Source organism: Noviherbaspirillum sp. ST9 (assembly GCF_048799745.1).
GTDB lineage: Bacteria > Pseudomonadota > Gammaproteobacteria > Burkholderiales > Burkholderiaceae_D > Noviherbaspirillum.
This window is the reverse complement of the sequence record NZ_JBLWFR010000004.1, coordinates 87,237-112,539: the sequence shown is the minus strand read 5'-3', so window position 1 is coordinate 112,539 and position 25,303 is coordinate 87,237. Positions and strand designations below refer to the sequence as shown.

Annotated in this window: 18 protein-coding genes; 10 read left to right on the top strand and 8 right to left on the bottom strand. The window is 59.3% G+C overall.

What is annotated here, in order from left to right:
- Window positions 1-23 precede the first annotated feature (23 nt).
- The 8 genes from ACNOHI_RS09655 to ACNOHI_RS09620 are packed head-to-tail and all read left to right on the top strand — an operon-like array spanning window position 24 to window position 10,199.
- Entirely contained in the window at window positions 24-872 is an 849-nt protein-coding gene (locus tag ACNOHI_RS09655) for an XrtA system polysaccharide deacetylase (RefSeq protein WP_420474456.1), read from the top strand.
- Window positions 869-1,957 carry a FemAB family XrtA/PEP-CTERM system-associated protein gene (locus ACNOHI_RS09650; RefSeq protein ID WP_420474455.1) on the top strand — a complete coding sequence of 363 codons (1,089 nt, stop codon included), beginning with the start codon at window positions 869-871 and terminating at the stop codon, window positions 1,955-1,957. Before ACNOHI_RS09655 ends, ACNOHI_RS09650 begins: the two co-directional genes overlap by 4 nt.
- Window positions 1,958-1,961: 4 nt before the next feature.
- Complete coding sequence (locus tag ACNOHI_RS09645) at window positions 1,962-3,167, top strand: TIGR03087 family PEP-CTERM/XrtA system glycosyltransferase (RefSeq protein WP_420474454.1); 1,206 nt, start codon at window positions 1,962-1,964, stop codon at window positions 3,165-3,167.
- A complete protein-coding gene (gene xrtA, locus ACNOHI_RS09640) occupies window positions 3,164-4,729 on the top strand; it encodes an exosortase A (RefSeq protein ID WP_420474453.1) in 1,566 nt (521 codons plus the stop codon). The genes ACNOHI_RS09645 and xrtA overlap by 4 nt, the downstream gene beginning before the upstream one ends.
- Window positions 4,726-5,889: a TIGR03088 family PEP-CTERM/XrtA system glycosyltransferase gene (locus tag ACNOHI_RS09635; protein WP_420474452.1), complete on the top strand. Its 1,164-nt coding sequence runs from the start codon at window positions 4,726-4,728 to the stop codon at window positions 5,887-5,889. Before xrtA ends, ACNOHI_RS09635 begins: the two co-directional genes overlap by 4 nt.
- A complete protein-coding gene (locus ACNOHI_RS09630) occupies window positions 5,877-7,778 on the top strand; it encodes an XrtA/PEP-CTERM system amidotransferase (RefSeq protein WP_420474451.1) in 1,902 nt (633 codons plus the stop codon). Before ACNOHI_RS09635 ends, ACNOHI_RS09630 begins: the two co-directional genes overlap by 13 nt.
- Before the next feature lies 1 nt (window position 7,779).
- Window positions 7,780-8,994 (top strand): TIGR04063 family PEP-CTERM/XrtA system glycosyltransferase, encoded by a 1,215-nt coding sequence (locus ACNOHI_RS09625; protein WP_420474450.1) that lies wholly within the window; start codon window positions 7,780-7,782, stop codon window positions 8,992-8,994.
- Entirely contained in the window at window positions 8,991-10,199 is a 1,209-nt protein-coding gene (locus ACNOHI_RS09620; protein ID WP_420474449.1) for a glycosyltransferase family 4 protein, read from the top strand. The genes ACNOHI_RS09625 and ACNOHI_RS09620 overlap by 4 nt, the downstream gene beginning before the upstream one ends.
- On the opposite strand, the gene ACNOHI_RS09615 is transcribed toward ACNOHI_RS09620, so the two are convergent.
- Complete coding sequence (locus ACNOHI_RS09615; protein ID WP_420474448.1) at window positions 10,196-11,692, bottom strand: lipopolysaccharide biosynthesis protein; 1,497 nt, start codon at window positions 11,690-11,692, stop codon at window positions 10,196-10,198. The genes ACNOHI_RS09620 and ACNOHI_RS09615 overlap by 4 nt on opposite strands.
- A gap of 387 nt (window positions 11,693-12,079) precedes the next feature.
- On the opposite strand from ACNOHI_RS09615, the gene ACNOHI_RS09610 reads away from it, so the two are divergent.
- Window positions 12,080-13,393 (top strand): putative O-glycosylation ligase, exosortase A system-associated, encoded by a 1,314-nt coding sequence (locus ACNOHI_RS09610; RefSeq protein ID WP_420474447.1) that lies wholly within the window; start codon window positions 12,080-12,082, stop codon window positions 13,391-13,393.
- A gap of 40 nt (window positions 13,394-13,433) precedes the next feature.
- Window positions 13,434-14,471 (top strand): polysaccharide deacetylase family protein, encoded by a 1,038-nt coding sequence (locus tag ACNOHI_RS09605; RefSeq protein ID WP_420474446.1) that lies wholly within the window; start codon window positions 13,434-13,436, stop codon window positions 14,469-14,471.
- Between the two features lie 20 nt (window positions 14,472-14,491).
- Here the strand turns inward: ACNOHI_RS09605 and ACNOHI_RS09600 are convergent, their stop codons facing one another.
- From ACNOHI_RS09600 to ACNOHI_RS09570, 7 genes are all read right to left on the bottom strand, one after another.
- The gene (locus ACNOHI_RS09600; protein ID WP_420474445.1) at window positions 14,492-16,348 is read right to left on the bottom strand and encodes an InlB B-repeat-containing protein; all 1,857 of its coding nucleotides are present in this window, start codon (window positions 16,346-16,348) and stop codon (window positions 14,492-14,494) included.
- Window positions 16,349-16,460: 112 nt separating this feature from the next.
- The gene (locus ACNOHI_RS09595; RefSeq protein ID WP_420474444.1) at window positions 16,461-18,503 is read right to left on the bottom strand and encodes a hypothetical protein; all 2,043 of its coding nucleotides are present in this window, start codon (window positions 18,501-18,503) and stop codon (window positions 16,461-16,463) included.
- Between the two features lie 3 nt (window positions 18,504-18,506).
- Window positions 18,507-18,965 (bottom strand): hypothetical protein, encoded by a 459-nt coding sequence (locus ACNOHI_RS09590; RefSeq protein ID WP_420474443.1) that lies wholly within the window; start codon window positions 18,963-18,965, stop codon window positions 18,507-18,509.
- 291 nt (window positions 18,966-19,256) lie between these two features.
- Complete coding sequence (locus ACNOHI_RS09585; RefSeq protein ID WP_420474442.1) at window positions 19,257-20,327, bottom strand: acyltransferase family protein; 1,071 nt, start codon at window positions 20,325-20,327, stop codon at window positions 19,257-19,259.
- A gap of 222 nt (window positions 20,328-20,549) precedes the next feature.
- On the bottom strand, window positions 20,550-22,400 hold the full coding sequence (locus ACNOHI_RS09580) for an asparagine synthetase B family protein (protein ID WP_420474441.1): 1,851 nt from the start codon (window positions 22,398-22,400) through the stop codon (window positions 20,550-20,552).
- 63 nt (window positions 22,401-22,463) lie between these two features.
- On the bottom strand, window positions 22,464-23,699 hold the full coding sequence (locus tag ACNOHI_RS09575) for a pyridoxal-dependent decarboxylase, exosortase A system-associated (protein ID WP_420474440.1): 1,236 nt from the start codon (window positions 23,697-23,699) through the stop codon (window positions 22,464-22,466).
- Window positions 23,696-25,282, bottom strand: a complete 1,587-nt coding sequence (locus tag ACNOHI_RS09570) for an acyl-CoA ligase (AMP-forming), exosortase A system-associated (RefSeq protein ID WP_420474439.1) — start codon at window positions 25,280-25,282, stop codon at window positions 23,696-23,698. Before ACNOHI_RS09570 ends, ACNOHI_RS09575 begins: the two co-directional genes overlap by 4 nt.
- Window positions 25,283-25,303 lie beyond the last annotated feature (21 nt).

Here is a 25,303-nt window from a genome sequence, read left to right as displayed (position 1 = left end):
TCGACTTTCGCCGGCAGACGAGCATGACTTCGAGAACGATCCATAACGCGATGACCATCGACGTGGAAGATTACTTCCAGGTGTCGGCATTCGCGCCACATATTCCGAGAGAAAGCTGGCCCGCGCTGCCGTGCAGGGTTGAAGCCAATATCGACCGCATCCTCGGCTTGCTCGATGCGCAGGGAATCAAGGCGACCTTCTTCACGCTCGGCTGGATTGCAGAACGTTATCCAACAATGGTGCGACAGATCGTCGACCAGGGACACGAGCTGGCAAGCCATGGATACGGACACGAACGTGCCTCGGACCTGACCGAACAGCAGTTCCGCAACGACATCGGCAGCAGCAAGCGCATCCTGGAAGACATCAGCGGGCACGCAGTCAAGGGCTATCGTGCGCCGAGCTTTTCCATCGGCACGAACAACCTCTGGGCGCTGGATGTCCTGCATAGCGAGGGTTATCGCTACAGCTCGAGCATCTACCCGGTCAGGCACGATCACTACGGCATGCCGGACGCGCCACGTTTTGCCTTTTATCCAAAGAGCGAAGACGGCCTGCTGGAACTGCCGATCACGACGGTGCGCCTCATGAACCGCAACCTGCCCGCTGGCGGCGGCGGGTATTTCCGTTTTTTCCCCTACGCCTTGTCGCGCTGGCTCATGCAGCAGGTCAACGAACGCGACGGCCAGCCGGCCATCTTCTATTTCCATCCATGGGAAATCGATACCGGCCAGCCGCGGCAACAGAACATCGGTATGAAGACGCGCTTCCGGCATTACGTCAACCTGCACCGCATGGAGTCCCGGCTGCAGGCGCTCACGCGCGACTTCAAGTGGGGTCGCATGGATCACATCTTCCTGACGAAACAATGAATTCGATTATCGAAGCTGCGGCAGAGCGCCGACATGCCCCGGCCGCCCCGGCAGCAGTGACGCCTGTGGTCAAACTGATGGGGCCGGGAGAAACGGCCCGCTGGGATGCGTTCGTGCAGGCATGCCCGGAAGCGACCTTTTTCCATCGCGCCGGCTGGCAATCCGTGATCGAGCGCGCCTTCGGGCACAAGACCTGGTTCATGTATGCCGAAGCGAACGGGGAGATCGAAGGCGTGGTGTGCCTTGCCGAGGTCAAAAGCCGCCTGTTCGGTCACTCGCTCAGTTCCCTGCCCTTCTGCGTTTACGGCGGCGTTGCAGCCAATACCGACGCAGCCCGCGAGGCGCTGGACAAGGCTGCGCAGGAGCTCGCGCGTACCTTGAACGTCGGACAGCTTGAATACCGCAACCTGCAACCCCGCCACGCTGACTGGCCGAGCAAGTCGCTCTACGTCACCTTCCGCAAGGAGATCCTGCCCGACGTCGAGCAGAACATGCTCGCCATTCCCAAGAAGCAGCGTGCCATGGTCCGCAAGGGCATCAAGGCCGGCCTGCAGAGCGAGATCGACACCGATGTCGAGCGCTTCTTCAAGGCCTATTCCACCAGCGTGCACCGCCTGGGCACACCCGTTTTTTCGAAGCGCTATTTCAGCATCCTGATGGAGACCTTCGGCAAGGACTGCGAAATCCAGACCATCACGAAAGAAGGCCGGATCATCAGCAGCGTGTTGAGCTTCTACTTCCGCGACGAAGTGCTGCCCTACTACGGCGGCGGCATGACGGAAGCGCGCGACGTGGCGGGCAACGATTTCATGTACTGGGAACTGATGCGCCGGGCGTGCGAGAAGGGGTACAAGGTATTCGACTTCGGCCGCAGCAAGGTGGGCACCGGGGCCTTCGACTTCAAGAAAAACTGGGGTTTCGTGCCGCAGCCGCTGCACTATGAATACCAGCTTGTGCGCTCGACGGCGGTGCCGGACAACAATCCGCTGAGCCCGAAGTTCCAGTTGTTCATCAAGATCTGGCAACGCATGCCGCTGCCCCTGGCCAATGCACTGGGGCCCCATATCGTCAAGAGCCTGGGGTAATCGCGTGGAACACCTCCTCTACCTGGTACACCGCATTCCCTATCCGCCCAACAAGGGCGACAAGATCCGTTCGTACCATCTGTTGCGTTACCTGGCAGACCGCTATCACGTGCATCTCGGCACCTTCATCGACGATGCGAATGACTGGCAATACGTGGACACGGTGAAGCAACTGTGCGCGAGCACGCATTTCGCGGCGCTCGATCCGCTGAAGTCGCGCGTGCGCAGCCTCGGCGCACTGGCTTCGAACGGTGTCCTGAGCGTGGACTATTACCGCAATGCAGGTTTGCGGGACTGGGTATCGCGGACGATACGCGACCAGGGGATCGGTCGCGTGCTGGTATTTTCCTCGCCCATGGCGCAGTACGTGATGGATTACCCGAAGGCGCGGCGCGTGATCGATTTCGTGGATATCGACTCGGACAAATGGCGGCAGTACGCGGAGAAAAAGCGTTGGCCGATGAGCTGGCTGTACGGCCATGAGGCGAGACAGCTGCTCGCCTATGAGCGCCACGTGGCGCAACGATTCGACGCGTCATTGTTCGTCTCCCAGCCGGAGGCGGACATGTTCAGGAAGCTGGCGCCCGAAAGCAGTACCCGCATCGGCTATTTCAGCAACGGTGTGGACACGGAATATTTCGCGCCTTCCGCCGGGTACGTCAATCCCTACACCGATGGCAAGCCGGCGATCGTCTTCACCGGCGCGATGGATTACTGGCCGAACGTCGATGCGGTGCAGTGGTTTGCGGATGAAATTTTCCCGTCGGTCGTACGTGCGCATGCGGACGCGCAGTTCTACATCGTAGGTGCACGACCGTCGGCGCAAGTGCAGGCGCTCGCTTCCCGGCCCGGTGTGCATGTGACCGGGACGGTGCCGGACGTCCGCCCGTATATTGCCCACGCCAGCGTCGCGGTCGCACCGCTGCGCATTGCGCGCGGGATTCAGAACAAGGTACTGGAAGCAATGGCCATGGCACGTCCCGTGGTGGTGTCTCCGCAGGCGCTCGAAGGCATCGCGGCTGAACCCGGTCGCGATATCGTGCTCGCGAAGGATCCGGCGCAATATGTCTCCGCGGTCAATGCGCTGTTGTCCGCGTCCGATACCGCGATCGGGACTGCCGCACGCAAGAAGGTCGTCGACCTGTATGGATGGGCCAGCAACCTGGCGCGGGTCGACGCGCTGCTTGAAGCGGAAGCGGCGGCCGCATGAGCCTGCTGAACGGACCCAACATGTTCGCGCCGGCGGCCAGCCGCGACGCGACGGTCACTTGGGGAATTGCCGCCGTCATCGCTGTCCTGGCGCCGTTTCTCATCTATTTCGCCACGGCGCGCTCAATCGTTGCGACGTGGAACAGTTCGGAGACGTTCGCCCACGGCTATATCATCCTGCCAATCTCACTCTGGCTGATCTGGCGGCGACGGCATCAATTGCCCCTTGGCGCCGTAAAACCGTGGTGGCCGGGCCTGCTGCTGCTGGCCGGTTGCGGCTTCGGTTGGCTTCTGGCGGAACTGGCAGCCGTGCACGTGGTACGGCAATATGCCTTCGTCGCCATGTTCCCCCTGATTTGCCTGACTGTACTCGGCCCGCGGGTCACGTGGGCGATGGCATTTCCTCTCCTGTTCCTGCTGCTTGCCGTGCCATTCGGCGAGGTATTCATCGATCCGCTGATTGAATTGACAGCAGATTTCACGGTTGCCGCGCTGCAGTGGAGCGGCATCCCGGTCTTGCGCAACGGCACCCACTTTGATATCCCCACGGGCAGCTGGGCCGTGGTGGAGGCATGCAGCGGCGTGCGCTACCTGATCTCCTCCTTCACGCTGGGCTGCCTGTACGCTTACCTGAACTACCACTCCCTGACACGCCGCGCGGTCTTTATCCTTCTGTCGATTGTCGCGCCCATCGTGGCAAACGGGATTCGCGCCTACCTGATCGTCATGCTCGGACACTTCAGCGGAATGACGCTCGCCGTCGGGGTCGATCACCTGATCTACGGCTGGATTTTCTTCGGACTGGTGATGTTCCTCATGTTCTGGATCGGCAGCTTCTGGCGCGACGACGTCGCACTTCATGCCGAACGCGAAGCCGTTTCTGCGCGCCATGAAACAGCTTCGGTATCCACGGGCATGATGATTGCCGCTGCAGGCGCCAGCATCGCCGTCATCGCCATCTGGCCCGCCTACGCGCGCTACATCGACCTCTCCGCCAATCGTCCTGTCACGGTCTTGCAGGACAAGCTGGCGACTTCCTGGCAGCCGGGAAGTGCGTTCACCCAGTGGATGCCACGCTTCAGCAAGCCAAGTGCCGAAGCCAGGTACTTCTTCGCGCGCGACGGCAAGCAGGTGGGGCTGGCCTTGCTGTATTACGGCGACGCACGGCAGGATTCGCAGCTCATCAGTTCGATCAATCGCATGGTGGGCGAAAAGGATCCGCTGTTCCGACAGGTTGCCTCCAACGCGCAGGTAGAAAACATCGGCGGTCGGCAACTGAAGGTACGCGAGGCAAGAATCGAAGGCACCGGCGGCCCGATCATCGCCTGGCATTGGTACTGGATCGACGGAACGCATACCACGAGCGACTATGCCGGCAAACTGCTACTGGCTCGGGAAAAATTGCTCATGCAAGGCGGCGACGGCGCTTCGGTGATCGTGTTCGCCCCGTTCGGCGACAATCCCGCGGAGGCACGCGCAAGTCTGCGCGCCTTCCTGTCGGAGAACATGGGGGCGATCGAATCGCTCCTGGCTGCAGCGGGTCGGCACGGAGGCGGCAAGTGAACGCGCCGCCGCTGATCGTTCACCTGATCTTCCGCCTCGATTTCGGCGGACTGGAGAACATGCTGATCGAGCGCATCAACCGCATGCCGGCGGAACGCTACCGGCACGCCGTGGTGTCGCTCACCCACCACACAGATTTCGCGAAAAAGATCAACAAGCCGGGGGTCGAGCTCTACGACCTGCACAAGCCGGCCGGCCTGGCTTTGGAAACACATGCGCGGTTATGGAAGCTGCTGCGGCAATTGAAACCGGCAATGGTACACACCTACAACCTGTCGGCGGTCGAATACGGTGTGACAGCAATGCTGGCCGGCGTCCCGGTTCGGATCTGTGGTTCGCATGGACGCGATGCGAGCGACCCGGACGGCAGGAACAGGAAACACAACTTCCTGCGCCGGATGACGATCCCATTCTACGACTGCTGCTATTCGAACTCGGCCGACCTCGAGCGCTGGAATCGCACGGTCATCGGCGTCCCCGAACGCAAGAGCCGTCTCCTGCACAACGGCATCGACACCGGCAAGTACAAGCCCGGCCCGGCACCCGAATCCGCCCCCTTCCCGCCCGGCAGCTTTGTCATCGGCACAGTCGGGCGCGTCCAGGACGTCAAGGATCATCCGTCGCTGGTTGACGCCTTCCTCCTTCTCAAGGACATGCTGCCCGCACAATGGCCGGCACTGCGCCTCGCGATCGTCGGCGATGGCCCGCTGATGGCGGCTGTGAAGGAAAAAGTGTCCGCCGCCGGCATCGCCGACAAGGTCTGGCTGCCGGGTGCGCGTACCGACGTCAACGACGTCCTGCGCAGCTTTTCGGTGTTCGCCCTGTCGTCCATCGCTGAAGGCACGCCGGGCTCCGCGCTGGAAGCCATGGCGACCGCGTTGCCGGTCGTCGGCACGCGCGTCGGCGGCATTCCGGAAGTCGTGGCCGATGGCGTCACCGGCTTCGTCGTGCCGGCGCGCGATCCGCGCGCACTCGCGACGGCGATCGCACGCTATATCGAACAACCGGAACTCGCCGCCCTGCACGGCCGCGCGGGACTGGAGCGCGTCGTGCAGAAATACAGCATGAGCGCCATGCTCAACGCCTATCTGGACATGTACGATTCGTTATGTCATACCAAGATCAAAATCAGGGAGCCTCGTAAATCATGTGTGGAATAGTCGGTATTGTGGACGCGCGCGGCAAGCGTGAAATCGATCGCGAGCTCCTTGGCCGCATGAACGAATCGCAGCATCATCGCGGGCCCGACGAGGGCGGCATTCATATCGAGCCCGGCGTGGGATTCGGACATCGCCGTCTCTCCATCATCGACCTGTCCTCCGGCCAACAGCCGCTGTTCAATGAAGACCACAGCGTGGTGGTGACCTACAACGGCGAGATCTACAACTTCCCGGAGCTGATGGACGAGCTCGTCAAACTCGGCCACACCTTCCGTACCCATTGCGACACGGAAGTCATCGTGCACGCCTGGGAACAGTGGGGCGAGCGCTGCGTGGAGCGTTTCCGCGGCATGTTCGCGTTCGGTGTGTGGGACCGCAACAAGCAGACGCTATTCGTTGCCCGCGACCGCCTTGGCGTCAAACCGCTGTACTACGCGATGCTCGCCGATGGCATGTTCATCTTCTCGTCGGAGCTCAAGGCGCTGCTCGCCCACCCCGGCCTCGACCGGCAGATCGATCCCCGCGCAATCGAGGATTACTTTGCCTACGGCTACGTGCCCGAGCCCAAGACCATCTTCACGAGCGCGCTCAAGCTGGCGCCCGGCCATACACTCACGCTCCGCGTCGGCGGGCAGCCGGAAGTGAAGCAGTACTGGGACGTCCCGTTCACGCCGCATGGTCCGATCAGCGACGAGCAGGCACAGGAAGAACTGATCGCACGTCTGCGCGAGGCGGTGGATATTCGCCTGGTGGCTGAGGTCCCGCTGGGCGCCTTCCTGTCGGGCGGCGTCGACTCCAGCGGGGTAGTAGCGATGATGGCCGAACTGACGAAGGAACCGGTCAATACCTGCTCGATTTCATTCGGCGATCCGAAATTTAACGAATCCGAGTACGCCAAGAAGGTGGCCGAACGTTTCGGCACTGCGCACCACGTGGAACAAGTCGACAAGGACGACTTCGACCTGATCGACACGCTCGCGGCCTTGTATGACGAACCGTTTGCCGACAGCTCCGCGATCCCGACCTACCGCGTCTGCGAACTGGCAAGAAAGCGCGTGACCGTGGCGCTGTCCGGCGACGGCGGCGACGAGAACCTGGCCGGCTACCGCCGCTACCGCTGGCACATGTACGAAGAGCGGCTGCGCTCGACCATTCCGCTGGCGGCGCGCAAGCCGATTTTCGGCACATTGGGCCAACTCTATCCGAAGGCCGACTGGGCGCCGCGGGTGTTCCGCGCGAAATCGACTTTCGAGGCGCTCGCACGGGATTCGGTGGAGGGATACTTCCATACCGTATCCATCATGAACGACAAGATGCGCCAGCGTCTCTTCAGCGATGATTTCAAGGACAAGCTCAACGGCTACCATGCTGACAGCGTGCTGCAGCGTCATGCCGAGAACTGCCCTTCGGACGATCCGCTGTCGCTCGTGCAATACCTCGACCTGAAGACCTACCTCGTCGGCGACATCCTGACCAAGGTCGATCGTGCCAGCATGGCGCATGCGCTGGAAGTGCGCGTGCCGCTGCTCGACCACAAGCTGGTTGAATGGATGTCGGGCTTGCCGTCATCCATGAAGCTGCGCGGCACCGAAGGTAAGTACATTTTCAAAAAGGGCCTGGAGAAATATCTTCCCGAAGACATCCTGTATCGCGACAAGATGGGTTTTTCCGTGCCGCTCGCGAGCTGGTTCCGTGGCCCGTTGCGCCAGCGCATACGCGACGCGCTGCTCGGCGAAACGCTGGCCCGCACCGGCATCTTCGATCCCGCCTTCCTGGAAGAGATGCTCGAACACCACCAGTCCGGACGCCGTGACTACAGCGCGCCGCTTTGGACGCTGCTGATGTTCGAGTCCTTCCTGCGCAACCTTGACGGCAAGTGGAGGATGTAACTTGCGTATCCTGCACGTCCTCGATCATTCGATCCCGCTGCACAGCGGCTACACCTTCCGCACGCTGTCCATCCTCAAGGAGCAGCGCGCGCTCGGCTGGGAAACCTGTCATATCACCGGCCCCAAGCAGGGCAAGTTCGACGTCCCGGTAGAGAACGTCGACGGCTGGCATTTCTTCCGCACCCCGCCATCGACCTCGCTCAAGGGAAGGCTGCCCGTGCTCAAGCAGCTGGCCGTCATCGACCAGCTCGAAAAGCGGCTGGCGGAAGCAGCGAAGGAGGTCAAGCCGGACATTCTGCACGCGCATTCGCCGGCATTGAATGGCATTGCGGCGCTGCGGGTCGGACGCAAGCTCAACATTCCGGTCGTTTATGAAGTCCGCGCCTTTTGGGAAGACGCTGCGGTCGATCATGGCACCAGCACCGAATGGGGCATGCGCTACCGCCTCACACGTGCGATGGAAACGCGTGCCTTGCGTGAAGCGGACGCTGTGACCACCATCTGCGAAGGATTGCGCGGCGACATCCTGGAGCGCGGCATCCCAGCGCAAAAAGTGACTGTCATTCCCAATGCCGTCAACGTCGAGGATTTCCAGACCGACGAACAACCCGATCTCGCGCTGGCAGACAAGCTCGGACTGAGCGGAAAGGTGGTGCTCGGCTTTATCGGATCCTTCTACGCCTATGAAGGCCTGGACATCCTCCTGCGCGCGCTGCCTGTCATGCTGGCGCGCAATCCGGATATTCGCGTGCTGCTGGTCGGCGGCGGGCCGCAGGAAAAGGAACTCAAGGCACTGACTGAGGAACTCGGCGTACGGGACAAGGTGATCTTTACGGGACGCGTCCCACACCAGGAAGTCCAGCGCTATTACAACCTGATCGATGTGCTGGCCTACCCGCGCCTGCGCATGCGCCTAACTGATCTCGTGACCCCGCTCAAACCGTTGGAGGCGATGGCACAGGGACGGCTCATGGTGGCGTCCAACGTAGGCGGCCACCACGAACTGATCGAAGACGGCAAGACCGGGGTGCTGTTCGAAGCCGGCAATCCGCAGTCGCTTGCGGACAAGACGCTTGATCTGCTGGCGGCGACCGAGCGCTGGCCAGTCCTGCGCAAGGCGGCACGCCAGTTTGTCGAGAATGAGCGCAACTGGCCACGCAGCGTCGCGCGATACGATTCCATCTACAACGGTTTGATCAAGACCCGGAAGAAATGAAGCTGCTCACCTTCACCACGCTGTTTCCCAATTCGGCCGCGCCGAACCAGGGAATCTTTGTGGAAACCCGTCTCCGCCACCTTGTCTCGAGCGGGGAGGTTGAATCCAGGGTAGTGGCGCCCGTTCCCTGGTTTCCCAGCAGCCATCAAGCCTTCGGAAAGTACAGCAAGTTTGCAAAAGCGCCCGCCGAGGAACTGCGCTCCGGCCTCAAGGTACTTCACCCGCGCTACCTGGCCATTCCCAAGGTAGGAATGACCGTCTCGCCGTTCCTCCTCGCCAACGCCAGCAAAGCGGTAATCGGGAGGCTGATCGATGAAGGTTATGACTTCGATGCGATTGACGCGCACTACTTCTATCCTGACGGCGTCGCAGCGGTCATGCTTGGAAAATACTTCAACAAGCCGGTCGTCATTACCGCGCGCGGCTCCGACATTACGCTTATCCCCCGATACGCCCTGCCAAGGCAGTTGATCCTGTGGGCCGCGCAAAATGCAGCGCACCTCATCACCGTGTGCAATGCCTTGAAAACCGAGCTGGTCAATCTCGGCGTGCAGCCGGACCGCATCACCACGTTGCGGAATGGCGTAGATCTCGAATTGTTCAGGTCCGCAGACAGGGAATCACTGAAATCGACGTTAGGATTCAAGCAGTTCACGTTGCTGTCGGTCGGGAATCTTGTTCCGGTCAAGGGACATGAGCTCATCATCAAGGCGATGCCAATGCTCGCCGACGTCAGGCTCCTGCTTGCTGGTAGCGGTCCGGAGCAACGCAATTTGGAAAATCTGGCACGTCACCTGAACGTCCTCGATCGCGTCACGTTTCTGGGTTCGGTTCCTCACCATGAGCTGCCAAAATTTTACGCGGCTGCCGACGCCAGCATTCTTGCTTCCAGCCGCGAAGGCTGGGCAAACGTGCTCTTGGAGTCGATGGCTTGCGGTACACCCGTCGTGGCGAGCAACGTTTGGGGAACACCTGAAGTTGTCGCTTCTCCGGCAGCCGGCCTATTGATGGCAGAGCGGTCTGCGCAAGGCGTTGCTCATGCGGTCGGTGCGCTGCGGACCAATTATCCGGATCATGCTGCAACCAGGGCCTATGCCGAGCAATTCAGCTGGCACGATACTACCGCGGGTCAAATTGAAGTGTTCCTGAAAGCGACGACCTCCCACCGTCTGGGAAGTGGAACGTCCTGTCGTCCGGCCTCCTAAGTCAGGCTGACTTTTAGTCCGGCTCTTTGCAATAGCGTTTCGATTTTCCCCAGGCAGACGCGTTCAGCGCTGTGTGGACTTCCCGCCCAGCGCCATAGGACGTACAGCGATACGCTATAAGCCAGCGCACCGCCGGCGACACAGAGGACAAGCGCAACGAGGTAGGAACTGGTTTCATCGTTGCGGTGCAGGACATGCTTCATGGCCAGGACAACGGCTGCCATGATCAGGACAGCCGCCAGCGGCCTGGCGAGCCGCGCGAGAAAAGCCGTGCTCGACAGTTGAAGCCGTTTCGCAACCAGGTACTGGATCACCGGGGTAATCAGGACGACGGTTCCCAGGAATGCCCAGGCGGCGCCGGTCGCTCCCTTGTAGAGGATCCCGGGAATCAGGAGTGAAATCAGCAAAGTGAATTGGATTGCCCCGACGGCAGTGACATAGTAAAGACGGCCGGTCGCGAGGTAGACATAGGAGATGTTGCTTTGCAGCGCTTGAATGACGCCGTAAATCGCCAGTATCTGGATCAGCGGAATGGCGGGCACCCACTTCCAGCCCAGAACGACAGGCACCATCAGGTCAGCGATTGTTGCGATGCCAACCCCTGCGGGCAGGGCAAACAAGGCGATCATTGAAATGACGCCGAGAAAGCTGTTTCGCAACGCTTCCAGGTCATTGGCGACGCGTGCATAGCCCGGAAACGCGGCGCGGTTGATAGGCGCCACCAATTCAGTCGTCGGCAGTGTCGAGATTTCGGACGCAATGGTATAGACACCGAGGGTCGTTGCCCCGCCGAGCCGTCCGATCAGCAGTTCGGACGCACGGCCGTTGAGAAATTGCAGGATGTTGTTCATCACCAGCCATTTTGAGCTGTGGAACAGTTCCACCTTGGCCTTCAGTGAAAAACGCGGCCGGTAATCGCTGACGTAATAGGAAAGCGCGACTGACACAAATGTGCCGGTCAACTGGCCGGCGACGAGCGCCCAGTAATTGCGCCACCAGAAGGCGAGCGGAATGGTGACGAGCAGGCTTGCCATTCGCTTCCCGAGGAGGAACTTGAATTCGCGGTCGAATTGCATCTCGCGCCGGAAGATCACCGGACCGATATTCGAGAACCCCTCGACCGCGAAACCGACGGCCAGCAGATAGATCACCAGTTCAAGCCGCGGCTCCTGGTAGAACCGTGCGGCGAGCCCGGCAACCGAGGCAAGAATGGCGGCACATGCCGATGCAAAGATGACGTTCAGGGTCCACGCCGTATCAAACTGGTCCCTGCCTGCATTTCGGTTCTGGATTAACGGCACATCGAAGCTGAATGCCATCAGCAGTTGCAATGCGCCGATCAGGATCATCGCCATGGCGACAAGGCCAAAGTCCTCGGGAACAAGCAAGCGCGCGAGGATCACGGTACTGACAAGCCCCAGGCCGCGGTCGATCATTTTGAAGGACACCATCCATGCGGCGCCTTTTGCGATTTTATTGTCGATTTCGTCCAAGGGTCAGTGCTCGCAATCGCCTATAAAGAAGAGAGTTACTGCGGGATGTAGACCCTCAATTCCTGTCCTGATATTCGTTCTTCATTCTGTAGCCAGGACCGGAGTGCATCGGTCGATTCTAATCGGCTGAGAGTATTCAATGCTTATTGAGGTGTCAAGCTGACGGGCCAAGAAGCGCTGGAAAACAAATTGGTTCGATGGGTGAAATCAGGCCGGTCCCTATCACTGCCACGTTATAGCGAAAATGCCGAGGTCAGCGTAAAGCAAAGATACGTTTCAACGGTTCGACGGTAATATATTATTCTTCATTCAATTCCTAGCGATCGGGATGCATGGTGCCTCGGTAGAGTTGCTAACCGGCAATTTCATGCTCCGTCAATTTGCACAATGAGAGACATTGTTATCACCCTGATCGTGTTTGGATCCCTCCCCTTCTTCTTCAAGAAGCCGTATATCGGTGTACTGATGTGGACATGGATCAGCGTGATGAATCCGCACACGCTAACTTACGGATTCGCGTCCACCTTTCCATTCGCCGCAATCATCGCAGCCACGATGCTGGCAAGCCTGCTTGTGACAAGGGAACCAAAGAATTTGCCGATCACGCCTGTGACCTGCACCTTCATCGCCTTCATTGTCTGGATCAATGTAAGCACATTATTCGCCTTGCAGCCGGACCTGGTTTTTAGCCAATGGAACCGAGTGATGAAAATCATGGGGATGACATTGGTCGTCATGATGCTCTTGAAAACGAAGGAACACATCCAGTCCTTCATGTGGGTCCTCGTGCTTTCTCTTGCCTACTACGGCATCAAAGGAGGTCTATTCACTGTCCTTACCGGGGGACATTACCGGGTGTGGGGCCCGGGGAACTCCTTCATTGCGGGCAATAATGAGGTTGCTCTCGCATTAGTGATGGTGATTCCCCTGCTTCACTATCTCCAGTACATCACGACGAGCAAGCTCATTCGACATGCGTTGACAGCATCGATTCTGCTTTCCGCGTTTGCCGCTATCGGCTCCTATTCACGCGGTGCGTTGCTGGCCATCGCCGCGATGGCCGTCTTCCTGTGGCTCAAGAGCAGCAAGAAGGCAGTCCTGGGCATGCTCATGGTCCTGGTGATTCCCGTGCTACTGATCTTCATGCCCGAAAAATGGGGCGAACGCATGGACACGATCGCCACCTACCAGGAAGACAACTCGGCAATGGGGCGCATCAATGCATGGATCATGGCGTACAACCTTGCCGTCGATCGGCCGCTTGTTGGTGGGGGTTTTGAGATCTACGACTTGCAGACATTCGAGCGATACGCTCCGGTGCCAACGGATGTGCATGCAGCGCACAGCATCTACTTCCAGACGCTTGGCGAACACGGCTTTGTCGGGCTTGTCCTCTATCTTCTGCTAGGGTTCCTTACATGGCGTTCCTGCTCGTGGATTCTGCGGAATGCCGCCAAACGGGATGACTTGAAGTGGGCCTATCACCTTGCAGCAATGTCCCAGGTAAGTATTGTTGGGTTTGCCGTCGGTGGGGCGTTCTTGAGTCTTCTTTATTTCGACGTTCCGTATTATTTGATGGTCGCGATTGTCGTCACACGCATTATCGTCGCCAACGAGCTGAAAGCGGCAGGTGCACCTACCAACTCCTGGCGCAATATGCCATCTGCGGCACTGGTTAAGCCTCGCGAAATGTCGCGTTGACTGAACTGGTCCTCCAATTACTGACAGGGGCATGCACCATATGCACGATACCGCTGATACAAGCAGCAGGACTGAACAAGGGTTGGCTCGCGATGAAGGGAATTTCGGATGGACTTCGCTTGCGGGCCGCGCGGCGATGCGCCTGCTATCGCCCGGCAATTCAACATCTCGCCTATCGATCCTGATCTATCACCGGGTACTTTCGGCTCGAGACCCGTTATTTCCCGGTGAAGTGGACGCACAGGATTTTGAACGTCAAATGCGCCTGATACGGTCGTCATTCAACATGATCAGCCTGCCTGAGGCAGTCAAGGCAATGCGTGAACAGTCGCTCCCTCCACGGGCAGCATGTGTAACGTTCGATGATGGCTATGCGGACAACGCCGAGGTCGCGCTTCCGATTCTGCGCAGGCTGGGCATTCCGGCGACCTTTTTTGTCGCGACGGGATTCCTAAATGGCGGACGCATGTGGAACGATACGATTATCGAGCTTGTACGGCACTCACCGGGTCCGGTGCTGGATCTGGAGGCTGTCGGCTTTGGTCAGATCGATATTGCCAATATACCGCAGCGGCAGCAGGCAATTTCAACCCTGATCGGCAAGCTCAAGTACCTGCCCCTGCAGGAAAGGCAAGTGCAGATCGATGCGATGTGCGATCACGTACGATTGTTGTTGCCGAATGATTTGATGATGACGACCCGCCAGGTAAGGGAACTGCATAACGCTGGCATGGAAATCGGGGGGCATACGGTGAACCATCCGATCCTGGCTCGCCTGGACGCGCGCGAGGCGAGGCGCGAAATCGCGGCAGGCAAGGAAACGTTGGAGGGAATAATTGGCGCTCCGGTTCGCCTGTTTGCCTATCCCAACGGGAAGCCTGCGCAAGATTACCTTGCAGAGCATGTGCGGATAGTGAAAGACTTGGGATTCGATGCTGCCGTGTCGACAGCATGGGGATCAATTCCGTCTGATCCAGACTTGTATCAACTTCCGAGGTTCACCCCTTGGGACCAAGGGGCGAATAAATTTCTCCTTCGGATGGCAAGGAACCTGCTGAAACGCGCTGAAGTCGTTTGACAGCAGGTCCTTGCATCGGATCATGCAGGCGGCTTGTAGATGTACACGTTCTGACTTACGCCATTAACGAGAACGAATACCTTCCTTGAAGGGCTGTAACGGAAGCGTCCATACGTCCCCCATTGCTGTTGCACGCCTGGATCGTCGCCGCTGGCAGTCAGCTTGTTCCACGCCGCCGTGCCGGGGTTGAAGGTATAGACATCCCGTCCGCCCCCCCAGGCAAAGAACTGATCGCGCGAATCGACATAGACAAAGCCGGGGCGTTTGCCGATGTTGTTGGGAGCGGTTCCGGATGTGGCGATCTCGGCGTAGGTCTGGCTCATCGTCAGGCTGAGTGGCTGGCCAATGTTCCAGCGCCGCATGGCGTAGCTACCGTCCGTGTTCATATACATGACATAGAGGTGGTTGCGTGCACGGTCGATATCCGTCCCGCCACCCGCTTCATAGTTATTCAGACCGTAAGTCTTCCAAGTGTTGGTGTCAGGATCGTACTCGGCAATCTTGCCTTGCTCGGCAGCCACGTTCCACACATGTCCGGCGGCATCCAGCGCTGTCTGCCCGCGCCCACCCACTCCTGCAGGCTTGTCGGCGAGTCGGGACCATAGCCCCGTCGTGGGCGAATAGCAGCTGACGACTGGCGAAGTCATCTGTGCATTCGGGTAGTAGGTGCCGTAGCCGATATAGCAGTAACGGTCACGCTTTTTGTCGACGAAGACGCCGCCATAGGTATGCGACGAACGCGGTTGCTGCAGATCGAGCTGCGACACCACCGGCTCGACGAAACATTTGTCGTACGCGACGTACTCACCGTTCATGACCGTATCGGGCAAGCTCAACGCGCCTTTCGGGTAGAAACCACAGCTGTCGATACGCCTGTCGTTCCAACCCGCTCCGGGGGTATCGCCGGTCGCTCCACCAGACATTTCGGTGAGGCGCTTCCATTTCATCTCGCCGAGATCGAATGCAAAGATGTTGTTGTACCAGGAATCGCCATGTCCGCCGCCGTACACCACCATGCGGTCTCTCACCTCATCGTATGCACCACCGCTCCACGCAGTAATGACGGATGAACAGGCATAGCTGTTGTAGGGTGCGGGACAAACGTCCTTCATCATCGTTGCCGGCAATGCCTTCCACGAATTGACAGGCATGGCGGCCACGATATCGTCAATCGCACCAGGCGTCGGTGTGGTCACGGGAGCGAGCTCGAAGATTGCCGTTGCTGCGAGCGCTGAAGACAGCGATACGTTGCAACTTGGATTGGCGCCGCTGCAGGCGCCGCTCCAGCCCTTGAAGTTGTATCCGCTTGCCGGGGCTGCGGTCAGGGTAACCGAAGTACCGCCTGCATAAGGCTCGGTGCAGTCTGCGCCGCAGCTAATGCCGGCGGGCGCAGACGTCACCACGCCTTCGCCAGACTTGGTAACGCTTAACGTATAGGTGGTGGAAGTGCTTTCGAAGATAGCTGTTACGCTCCGCGCCATCGTCATCGACACGCTGCAGCTTACGCTGGTGCCTGCACACGCACCGCTCCAGCCCTTAAAGGAATTTCCGTTTGCAGGTGCGGCAGTCAGGGTAACTGTCGTGCCGCTCGCATAGGGTTCGCTGCAATCCGTTCCGCACGCAATCCCGGCCGGCATGGAGCTGACCGTGCCCGACCCCGTCTTGGTGACGCCGAGGGTGTACGTCGTCGCTGGCTTCCCGCCGGGCCATTTCCGTGAACCATCTTCGAGATCGGTTGTTGCAGCGGCCGGTTTTTCCGTTGCCGTTGCAGCCAGGGCGCTCTCGCCGCTGGCTACTGCTGCCTGGGCGCTGTCTGCAGGAGACGCAGAACTCGCCGTTCCCTGCCCTCCTCCACATGCTGCTAGAAACAGAGTCAAAACAAGGGCTGTCGCTGACACGGGCAAGTGCAGCGTTGATAACTTTGCTTTCATGAGATCTTCTCCGGCCGCCGCAGCGGCCGTTCCTATCCTGTAATTAATCCGATGCCTGTCAGGCGTTTCGCGGACGGACGCTCCACACGGGAGCTGCATTCATGTTGTTCGCCAGCGTTGGCCAATTGCCAGCACTGGTCATACGCTTGTATGCATCAAGCGCGCCAGGAATGTTGTGCTCGACGGCGTAGGCAATTGCAGGTTGGAGGTTGCCCCAGTAGCTGGTCGCCGCAGGGAAGTTTCCGCCTCGCAAATCACCCGCAACACCGCTGTTCGGTGCGCCCATCGTCGCGGCATACGCCTGGCCCCAATCGGCGAACCACGGTCCCGTGCCGTTCGTATAGTCTGGCGTATCGGTAGGAGCGATGGCGATCGTGTACGGCGCCGCGTCGCAATAAAGATAGTCGGTCGGTGCCGTGCCGCCGAGGCGGCCTACAATGCTTCGGGCCTTCCAGGCAAAGAATTCCTTTATCCTCGTCTTCCCGGTCGCCGAGATTGCAAGGTCCATGTCGATGGCATAACCATATGCTGCAGTGAAAAAATCCTGCATCCATGTCGCCTCGAAATACTTGCCATCGCCATTCGTCGTGTAGTCGGAATACGGCTGAACGAATCCAAGCGGATTGTTCGGAATTGCGACATAGCGCCCGTGATAGAAGTTGACGTTCGCCTCGAGCGAGGAAAGGAATTCGGTGCGCAAAGCAGTATCGGCGTCCGGCGTGATGCACGCGGCCTGGGCCAGTGTACGCGTCGCCCAAGCTGCGCCTCGTGTAATGTTCGCCCCCACGCTGCTCTGCAAGACGCCTGCCGTGAATTGGCGCTGAGTGTCCGTATTCTTCAAGAAATGCAGGGTGGCTGCGAACTGCACCTCTTCCATGAAGTAGAAGCGGCCGGTGAGCAGGTATGCCATGAATCCCACCGAGGGATGATGGGTCGACGCCCAGATCGGAGGTTGCGTGCCGGTCGCGGCCGGCGTGTAAGTATTCTTCGACGACGCGCCCGTCGCACCCACACCGCTGCTGCTTTCGACAACGAGATTCGGATAACTGGAGAAGCGCAGCGGCCGCATCGTCCTTTCATCACGGAAGTGGATGCCGTAGCGACCGGCGCTGTAGCCGTTGATGACGACACCAGCGTAGGCGCGAATGTCGTTGCTGACCAGATAAGCAACATCCCATTCCGGAAGCAGGCCAATCGAGCCGTCGTAACCGGTTGCCCCCATCGCACTCGGGTAATTGCCCTGTTGCAGCGGGGTATACGATTGTGCGAGGCTGGACCAGATCGCAGATGTAGAGGTCAACTGGGCACGATAGGCCGGTACCAGGCGTGTCGCCTGCAGGTATGCCTTGTCGTGCGTCGGTGTCAGTTTGGGATCGGCACCCAGCCAGTGGGATAGCGCCGAGCCGGAAACCAGTACCGTGCGGTTGTGGTTGAGCAGATCGAACGTGGCGCTGAAGCGTTGAGTGCCGCCAAGTGCAAATGTGTAGGTCGCGTTCTTGCTGGTCGGTGCGGCAACGGTGAGGTAGCCGTTTTCAATCCAGGGCAGAACCTCGACGCCGCCCCCTTTGTACAAGCGAACTTCCAACCAGCCGACGAGATGTGCGTCGCTGCCGATCTGCTTGCGATAAATCCACGAGCTCATGAAGGGGCCTCGCACCCACTCCATGAACGGCGTATCCCAGTCGGTATCTGACCACGATGCGGACCCGAAACCTCCGGCGCCAATCGATGCGGAAATGCCGGTAGCGCGCAAATCGGCTGTAGTCAGCGTTGGTGCTGTTGTCGCCTGCCCGATGCTCAGGCCGATCATCTTCGCGCCGGCAGCCGCGAACGAGGTCAGGCCGGATACGAGGGCGAATTTCATCGAGCCATCGGGCCATGCGTTCTTTGCGACGACCTGCAGTTCAGGAATATTGCCGACAACTATCGAGCCGGCCGGGATTTCGCCCTTCTTGAAGGCGTGGCCAATGGTGAACGGCAGGTTTGTTCCGGCTTGCGCGGCAGTGACCTGGAAGGATGCGGATAGAGCGGGAGCCGGTTGTACCTGGACGGTGAATGGCTGCGATGTTGCTGTTTGTTGCTGCTGTTGTTTCTTGGGCATGATTCAGGCCTCCGTTGCGGTCAGGACGTGGCCGCTGGTAGCGCCAACGGCGCCGAGACCGTCATAGACAAAGCTCTTGGTGGCCGGGTCATAGGTCACGCCGGGCGGCAAAGCAAGTTCGTTTTTCAGGATAGTGAGCGCTGTCGCGTCGTCGTCCGACACAAATCCCGCGATCGAGAAGGTCGATGCCACGCCTTGAGTGAAGGTAATCGTCGGAATCTCACTCCAAAGCGGCGGGTTATCGACGACAGGGGCAGTTGGGTTTTGCCGCGCCCCCAATGCGGAGGTGCTTGCGGCGGCTTCAGTTGCCTCTGCTGTAGCGGGGCCGGTACTTCCGCCACCTCCACAAGCCGTTGCCACAATGGCGACTGCGGTCATGCTCGCATTCCGAAGGAATACGCGCCGCGAGATGCGCCGTGCGAGACCTTCGCCATCGGCATGTTGGATTTCAGATTCAGTCATGTCAGGAATTCCTGGAAGATCGGGAGAGGCACAGCGCACCTCTCAGCACACCGCAAACGCGCGGACGGAAAGACTAATTGGGCAATAAGCGCTTTGTTCGGCAAATGCAATGGCCGGAAAATCAACAATCATTAAGGCGCGAACGGCACGCACGTGATGCATGTTGAAAAACAGCAACGAATTGCCCTATTGCCGAAGTTCTGACACTCGCCTAAAAGAAATAGTTCCAGAAGGCATCAAAATTGTTTCGGCGAGGCAACCGGCTTATGAACCTGGCAAGAAACAAGGACGTCAATATTTGGCCGTACCGGATTTGCTTCGCTGTACCACTTCTCCATGCGTGCGCGGGCTCCTTCCAAGGGCAATTCCCATTAAGCCTGGAAAATTTGCAACGCCGAAGCGATAAGCCAATGCAACGATGTATGCCGTCGAGACGGGAGCGACAAGCCAAAAAATCCAGTACGGGACAGAATCCGGCAATTCGTTGTATCCCATCCAAAGGATGGTCAAGATTGGGCCTTGCATAAGGAAGGTTAAGAAACTGTACTTGGCCATTCCCGCGATCCATTTGCCAAGAGTCGTGTCCAGAAGCAGGGAGGCGGCTGGCCAGATCATCAGCGGAGAGATGAGCCCGAGGTAGACCCTGTTCTCCATACGGAAGGCGACCACGCCCGCGCAAAGGATCGCAAACAACAGGAGCAACTTGGCCGCGTGCTTATCCAGCCGCGTCATGTCCCACTGCTGAAAACTGGCGAGACCGCCAAAGTAAAACAGGATTGCCATTTCATTCCGCAACACCAACTTAAAGTCCAAGTTGAACCAGAAAACAACAAATACCAACACGGCACCAAGGCGTGGGACGTGTCGATACAAGGCATGCCACACCGGGGCCAGCAAGGAAATGACAAAGAGATCGCGCAAGAATGCGAGCGGGTAGTTGATCGGCGCCTCGACCAACCCTACGCAGGCATCGATGAACTCCAGAAGGTTAAACGGATATAGCTCTACTGTGGACAACGACACGCCGTCATAGGCGAACTGCAAATAAAGTACAACAAGCGCAATTGGTAGATTAAAAAGGATCAGTGGTACTAATAGGGTCCGTGTTTTTTTCGACGCAACGGCTGCAAACTGACACAGCGCTGGCGTGCGAAATAACAGATAGCCGGAAACGAAGGTAAGGACGGGAACCGCCGTCCGAAAAACGGCATGTTGAAAAAATGCTTTGATGAAGTCAAAGAAGGAGTCGCCGATATCGGACAGAGGAACGTATGGAGGCGTATGAAGAATCACAATACCAAAGATCATCACATACCGAAGTATTTCGATGCGCGTACTGATGCTTTTCTGTATTCCGTTCATGTATGCACGTGACAGACGATGTTGAGCCCTGCGTTGCATTACTAACGAAGGCATGTCGATTTCAAGCTCTTTCAGCGCGTCTTCGGATTACAAGGCGAAACGTCTTGTCGATTCGCTCGCGCAAACCTAGTTGTTGGCCACTGCGGATTTTTTGCTGATGCCTCCTCGGATGTAGATTTACCACATGACGCTGCCGCTGCAATCAGCATCACTTCGCGATCCCTATGAGACGTCGGTTCCTCGCTGTCTGAACCACTGCTCCATCATCATCAGTACCCATACCATGGTCCCGTGATAGCCGGCATGCTCATTCAGTCTCCGCTCAAGACTGTCGATAAATTCATCTTGCACGATACCGCGTGCCTTGAGTCCCATCAGGCTGTCGGTTGCCAACTCGCGCAATGCCTTGTGCTTCTGCAGCCAGACACCAAACGGCAACCCAAAGCCATGCTTCTGCTTGGTGATGATCTCGTCCGGCAGGATGCCGCGTAGCGCCTCCTTGAAGAAGTAACGAAGCTTCGTGCCCTTGAGCTTGAGATCCGGAGCCAGTCGCGCCGAGAAAGCGACCATCTCGTCGTTCAGGAAGGGGAATGCCACTTCCATACCGGCCAGCTCGCAAGCCTTCACCACCTTGGGAAGGTCGTTGTCCGCCAGCGTCACTTTAAGATCCAGCGCGAGCATGCGGTTGATCAGCGTCTGCGCGCGGGACTCGTTATACGTCTGCTCCAGCAGTGCCAGGGGTTGGTCGGGACGAGCCTCGGCCAGGAATTCAGGCGTGAACACGGCCGACGCGCCGTAGCGTTCGAGGAGGTTGTAGGTTTCAAGACGCGCCGGCATTGGCACCGACGCCTGCTTGATATAGCTGCGCGCCTTGCGTACCGGCATGATCATTTCGCCGGCCGGCATACCGAAGATTGCCGGCTCCATCACCCCCTTGCGTATCAGGCGCGGCAAGCGCTCGTACAGCGCGAAGACATGCTGTTTCGCATAACGCTCGTTGCCGCCGAACAGTTCGTCGCCGCCATCGCCGCCAAGCATGCGCGTCAGGCCGTCGGCGCGCGCCAATCGCGCACAATAGAAAGCGGGGACGGCGGAGGCATTCCCGAACGGCTGGTCGAAGACACCGGCGATCTCGGGGATCGCGCGAACGACGTCATCCGGCGTCACATAGTATTCGTGATGATCCGTGCCGAAATGCCGCGAGGCGATGCGGGCGTACTCCATTTCGTCGTAGCCTTCGGCTTCAAAACCAATCGAGTAGGTCTTCGCCGGCACACCGCCGACCTCGGTAAGAAAGCCTGCGATCGTCGAGCTGTCGGTACCGCCGCTGAGGAAGGCGCCAATCTTCTGGCCATCGGCCGCTTCACGCACGCTTTTGCGCAGCAATTCCAGGAAGATTTCCTTGTGGGTTTCCACACCTCCGGTATCGCTTTCCTGGAACTGCATCTTCCAATAACGGCGCTTCATGGCCTCGCCCTTGCGGAAGGTGAGGCATTCGCCGGGCAGCAGGCGCTGCTGTCCCTTGTAGATGGTTCCCGGACCAGGAACCATATGGAAATAGACGTAGTTGTACAAGGCTTGCGGGTCGATTTCCGGCTTGGCTGCCGGGTGCCGGATGAGTGCATCCGCCGACGAGGAAAACACGAGACAGTTGGCGATCACCTGGTACGTCAGGGAATGCGTGCCCATGCGGTCGATAGCCAGCACCGCCGTGCCGGCGTCCTCGTCAATGATGACGAGGGCGAATGCACCGGACAACTGCCCGCACACATCGTCGGGCATATCGCGGTAGAGGCCCGCCACGGTCGCGGCAAATCCCTCTGCCTGCGCGCGGTCGGCGAGGCGTTTGCTGCGGAACACGGCCGCCCCCCACACTGCCACCATCAGACCATCCTGCCGGTAGACATGGGCGCAGGACGCGCCCGCCGCCACCGCGACGGCTCCATTCCGTCCTGCCAGTGTGTGCACCGGGCTCGCATCAAAGCGTGCGAGCGGCACCGCCATGTCATTGATCAGTTTCTGCTTGTCGACGTCGGCCGTACCGAGGTCCATCCAGCCACATACACCACTCACTGTCTCTCCCTTCGCAGTCCGGCCTCGCGCAGCCTCGCTGCAACTATCCTATTTGTTCGATGATCAGACCAGCACTTCAAGTGCCGCCGGATGGCTCAAAAACGCAGACGGACTCGCTGTCAAACCGTAGGCGCCGGACTGAAAAACAACGACCAGGTCGCCGACGTCTGCCTTGGCCATCTCCATCTGGTCGGCCAGCAGGTCCAGCGGCGTGCACAAGGGCCCGACGACGGAGACCACTTCCCGCTCCTCTCCCCGGACCCGGTTGCCGATGACGACCGGATAATTCTTGCGAATCACCTGCCCAAAATTTCCCGATGCGGAAAGGTGGTGATGAAGGCCACCGTCCGTGACAAGGAAGACTTGTCCACGCGATACCTTGCGGTCCACGACGCGCGCCACATACACCCCTGCCTCGGCCACGAAGTAGCGGCCAAGCTCGATGACGACGATCGCCTCCGGCAATTGCCGCTGCACGTCAGGAAGCAATCGCGTCAGGTTCTCGCCAATCGCGGCGACGTCCAGCCGTTCTTCGCCCGGGAAATAGGGCACGCCGAAGCCGCCACCGATATTGAGCAGGCGAACGGGGCGCGGCGCATGGGCGGCGAGGCGGATCGCCAGGGCGAACGTCTTTTCGTGCGCTTCCTGAATGGAGGCCGCCTTGAGGTTCTGCGAGCCGGAAAAGATATGGAAGCCGTGGAAATCCAGCTGCAGTTCGCCGATCCGGCGCAGCATGTCGGGAACACGTTCCGCGTCGACGCCGAACTGCTTCGGCCCGCCGCCCATCTTCATGCCGGAGGACTTCAGTTCGAAATCGGGATTGACGCGCACAGCAACACGGGGCTGGATACCGAGGCGGGTGCCTATCTGGGCCAGCCGCTCCATTTCCGATTCGGATTCCAGGTTGATGACGATGCCAGCGGCAATCGCACTGGAGAGTTCGGCGTCACTCTTGCCCGGCCCGGCGAAGCTGATCCGGTCCGGATTCATTCCCGCATCCAGTGCGACACGCAGCTCATTGCCGGATGCGACGTCGATCCCGTCCACCAGCTTCGACATGTGCTGCACCACGGCCGGCATCGGATTTGCCTTCATTGCATAGTGCAGGTGCACCTGCTCCGGAAGGTGCCGGCGCAACAGCGCCACGCGGTCCGTCATGGCCGCGCGATCATACGCATAGAACGGCGTTTGGCCCACGCGCTGGGCGAGGCGTGTCAGCGCAATGCCCCCAACCTGGAGACAGTCGTCCTGAACCGGGAACTGGATCAGGGGTGCATGCTGCGGACGGGTGTTGCTCATTTGCTTTCTTCCATGAAGATGTTCGCGTGCTGCGTCGCGAGCAGCTTTCGGTCGATCTTTCCGTTCGGGTTACGCGGCAGGCTGCCCTCCCAGACAATGATCCTGTTCGGAAGCATGTAGTTGGGGAGGTGCGGCTTGCACGCCGCCAGGAGCTTCTCGGCATCGAGAGGTGCGCCGTCGCGCGGACTGACGACGACAACGATCGCCTGGCCGAGCGTGGGGTGCGGAATGCCAAGGGCGGCGGCCTCGCCGACATGCTCCCGACCGTAGAGCACTTCCTCGACCTCGGTCGGACTGACGCGGTAGCCGGAGGTCTTGATCATCTCGTCATTGCGGCTGATGAAGTACAGGAAGCCTTCCTCGTCCCTGCGCACGGTATCGCCTGACCAGACCGCCATTTCAACCAGCGGCAGGCCGTGGTGGGCGGGACGGATCGGCTTGAAACGTTCAGCGGTTTTTTGCGGATCGTTCCAGTAACCGAGCGACACGAGCGCACCGCGATGCACGAGCTCGCCCGGCTCGTTGGCCGCGCACTCGGAACCGTCCGGACGCAACACCATGATTTCGGCATTCGGAATGGCTTTGCCCATGGAATCGGGGCGGCGGTCCACTTCCGCCGGCGGCAGGTAGGTGGAGCGGAAGGCCTCGGTCAGGCCGTACATGAGATAAGGCTTGGCCTTGGGCAGCGCGGCGCGCAACCTGTCGAGGGTCGCACGCGGCATCGCGCCGCCGGAATTGGTGAAGTAGCGAATGGTGGCATCGGGCGGCCATTGCAGGTCGGCGAGCTGGAGCCACAATGGCGGGACTGCGGCAAGGCCGGTAATGCGTTCCGCCTCGACGGCCTTGACGATGTCCCGCGCCAGCAGATGATTCATCAGCACGACCGTGGCCCCGGTATGGAATGCCGTCGTGAGCTGGCTCAGGCCATAGTCGAAGCTGAGCGGCAGGACGGCGAGGATGCGGTCCTCGGGAGTATTTTCGAGGTAGCTGGATACGCTGATTGCGCCGGCAACCATGTTGCGGTGCGAGAGCACTACGCCCTTGGGTTTGCCTGTGCTTCCAGAAGTGTAAAGGATGGCGGCCATGTCTGTATCAACGATCCGATGGCACTTCCGCGGATCAGAAGTGTCAACCAGTAGACTCCATGGCAGGACTCTTGGATTTTCAACGTGGGGCAAATCATCAGCCCCGTCAACGATGATCACTGTATGCAAGTCCGGACACTTGACCAGTACCGACGCGAGCTGTTTCAACCGGTCAGCGGATGTAACAAGAATGCGTACATTGCAATCACTCAGAATGTAACCTACCTGCTCGGGCTTGAGTAGCGGATTGACCGGCACAAAAACACCACCGGCATATGCAACACCAAACAACGCGGTCACCGTTTCCAATCTCTTTTCAAGGAAGACGGCCACCCGCTCTCCCCGACCGAGACCATTTGACAGGAGCCCGCCAGCAACCGATTGAACTTCCGATGCCAGTGCCGCATAGCTTAGCTTTTGCCCCCGATAGACAAGCGCCTCTGCCTCTGGCTGGGCGGATGCGGTACGAAATATTGACTGGTGAATGAGGTAGGTCATTTGAGAAACCTGTTTGGTTAG

Excerpts from the sequence above, each read along its gene's own strand:
- ACNOHI_RS09655 (WP_420474456.1), top strand. The coding sequence starts at position 24 with ATGACTTCGAGAACGATCCATAACGCGATGACCATCGACGTGGAAGAT.
- ACNOHI_RS09650 (WP_420474455.1), top strand. The coding sequence starts at position 869 with ATGAATTCGATTATCGAAGCTGCGGCAGAGCGCCGACATGCCCCGGCC.
- xrtA (WP_420474453.1), top strand. The coding sequence starts at position 3,164 with ATGAGCCTGCTGAACGGACCCAACATGTTCGCGCCGGCGGCCAGCCGC.
- ACNOHI_RS09630 (WP_420474451.1), top strand. The coding sequence starts at position 5,877 with ATGTGTGGAATAGTCGGTATTGTGGACGCGCGCGGCAAGCGTGAAATC.
- ACNOHI_RS09620 (WP_420474449.1), top strand. The coding sequence starts at position 8,991 with ATGAAGCTGCTCACCTTCACCACGCTGTTTCCCAATTCGGCCGCGCCG.
- ACNOHI_RS09610 (WP_420474447.1), top strand. The coding sequence starts at position 12,080 with ATGAGAGACATTGTTATCACCCTGATCGTGTTTGGATCCCTCCCCTTC.
- ACNOHI_RS09605 (WP_420474446.1), top strand. The coding sequence starts at position 13,434 with ATGCACGATACCGCTGATACAAGCAGCAGGACTGAACAAGGGTTGGCT.
- ACNOHI_RS09595 (WP_420474444.1), bottom strand. The coding sequence starts at position 18,503 with ATGCCCAAGAAACAACAGCAGCAACAAACAGCAACATCGCAGCCATTC.
- ACNOHI_RS09590 (WP_420474443.1), bottom strand. The coding sequence starts at position 18,965 with ATGACTGAATCTGAAATCCAACATGCCGATGGCGAAGGTCTCGCACGG.
- ACNOHI_RS09585 (WP_420474442.1), bottom strand. The coding sequence starts at position 20,327 with ATGAACGGAATACAGAAAAGCATCAGTACGCGCATCGAAATACTTCGG.
- ACNOHI_RS09575 (WP_420474440.1), bottom strand. The coding sequence starts at position 23,699 with ATGAGCAACACCCGTCCGCAGCATGCACCCCTGATCCAGTTCCCGGTT.
- ACNOHI_RS09570 (WP_420474439.1), bottom strand. The coding sequence starts at position 25,282 with ATGACCTACCTCATTCACCAGTCAATATTTCGTACCGCATCCGCCCAG.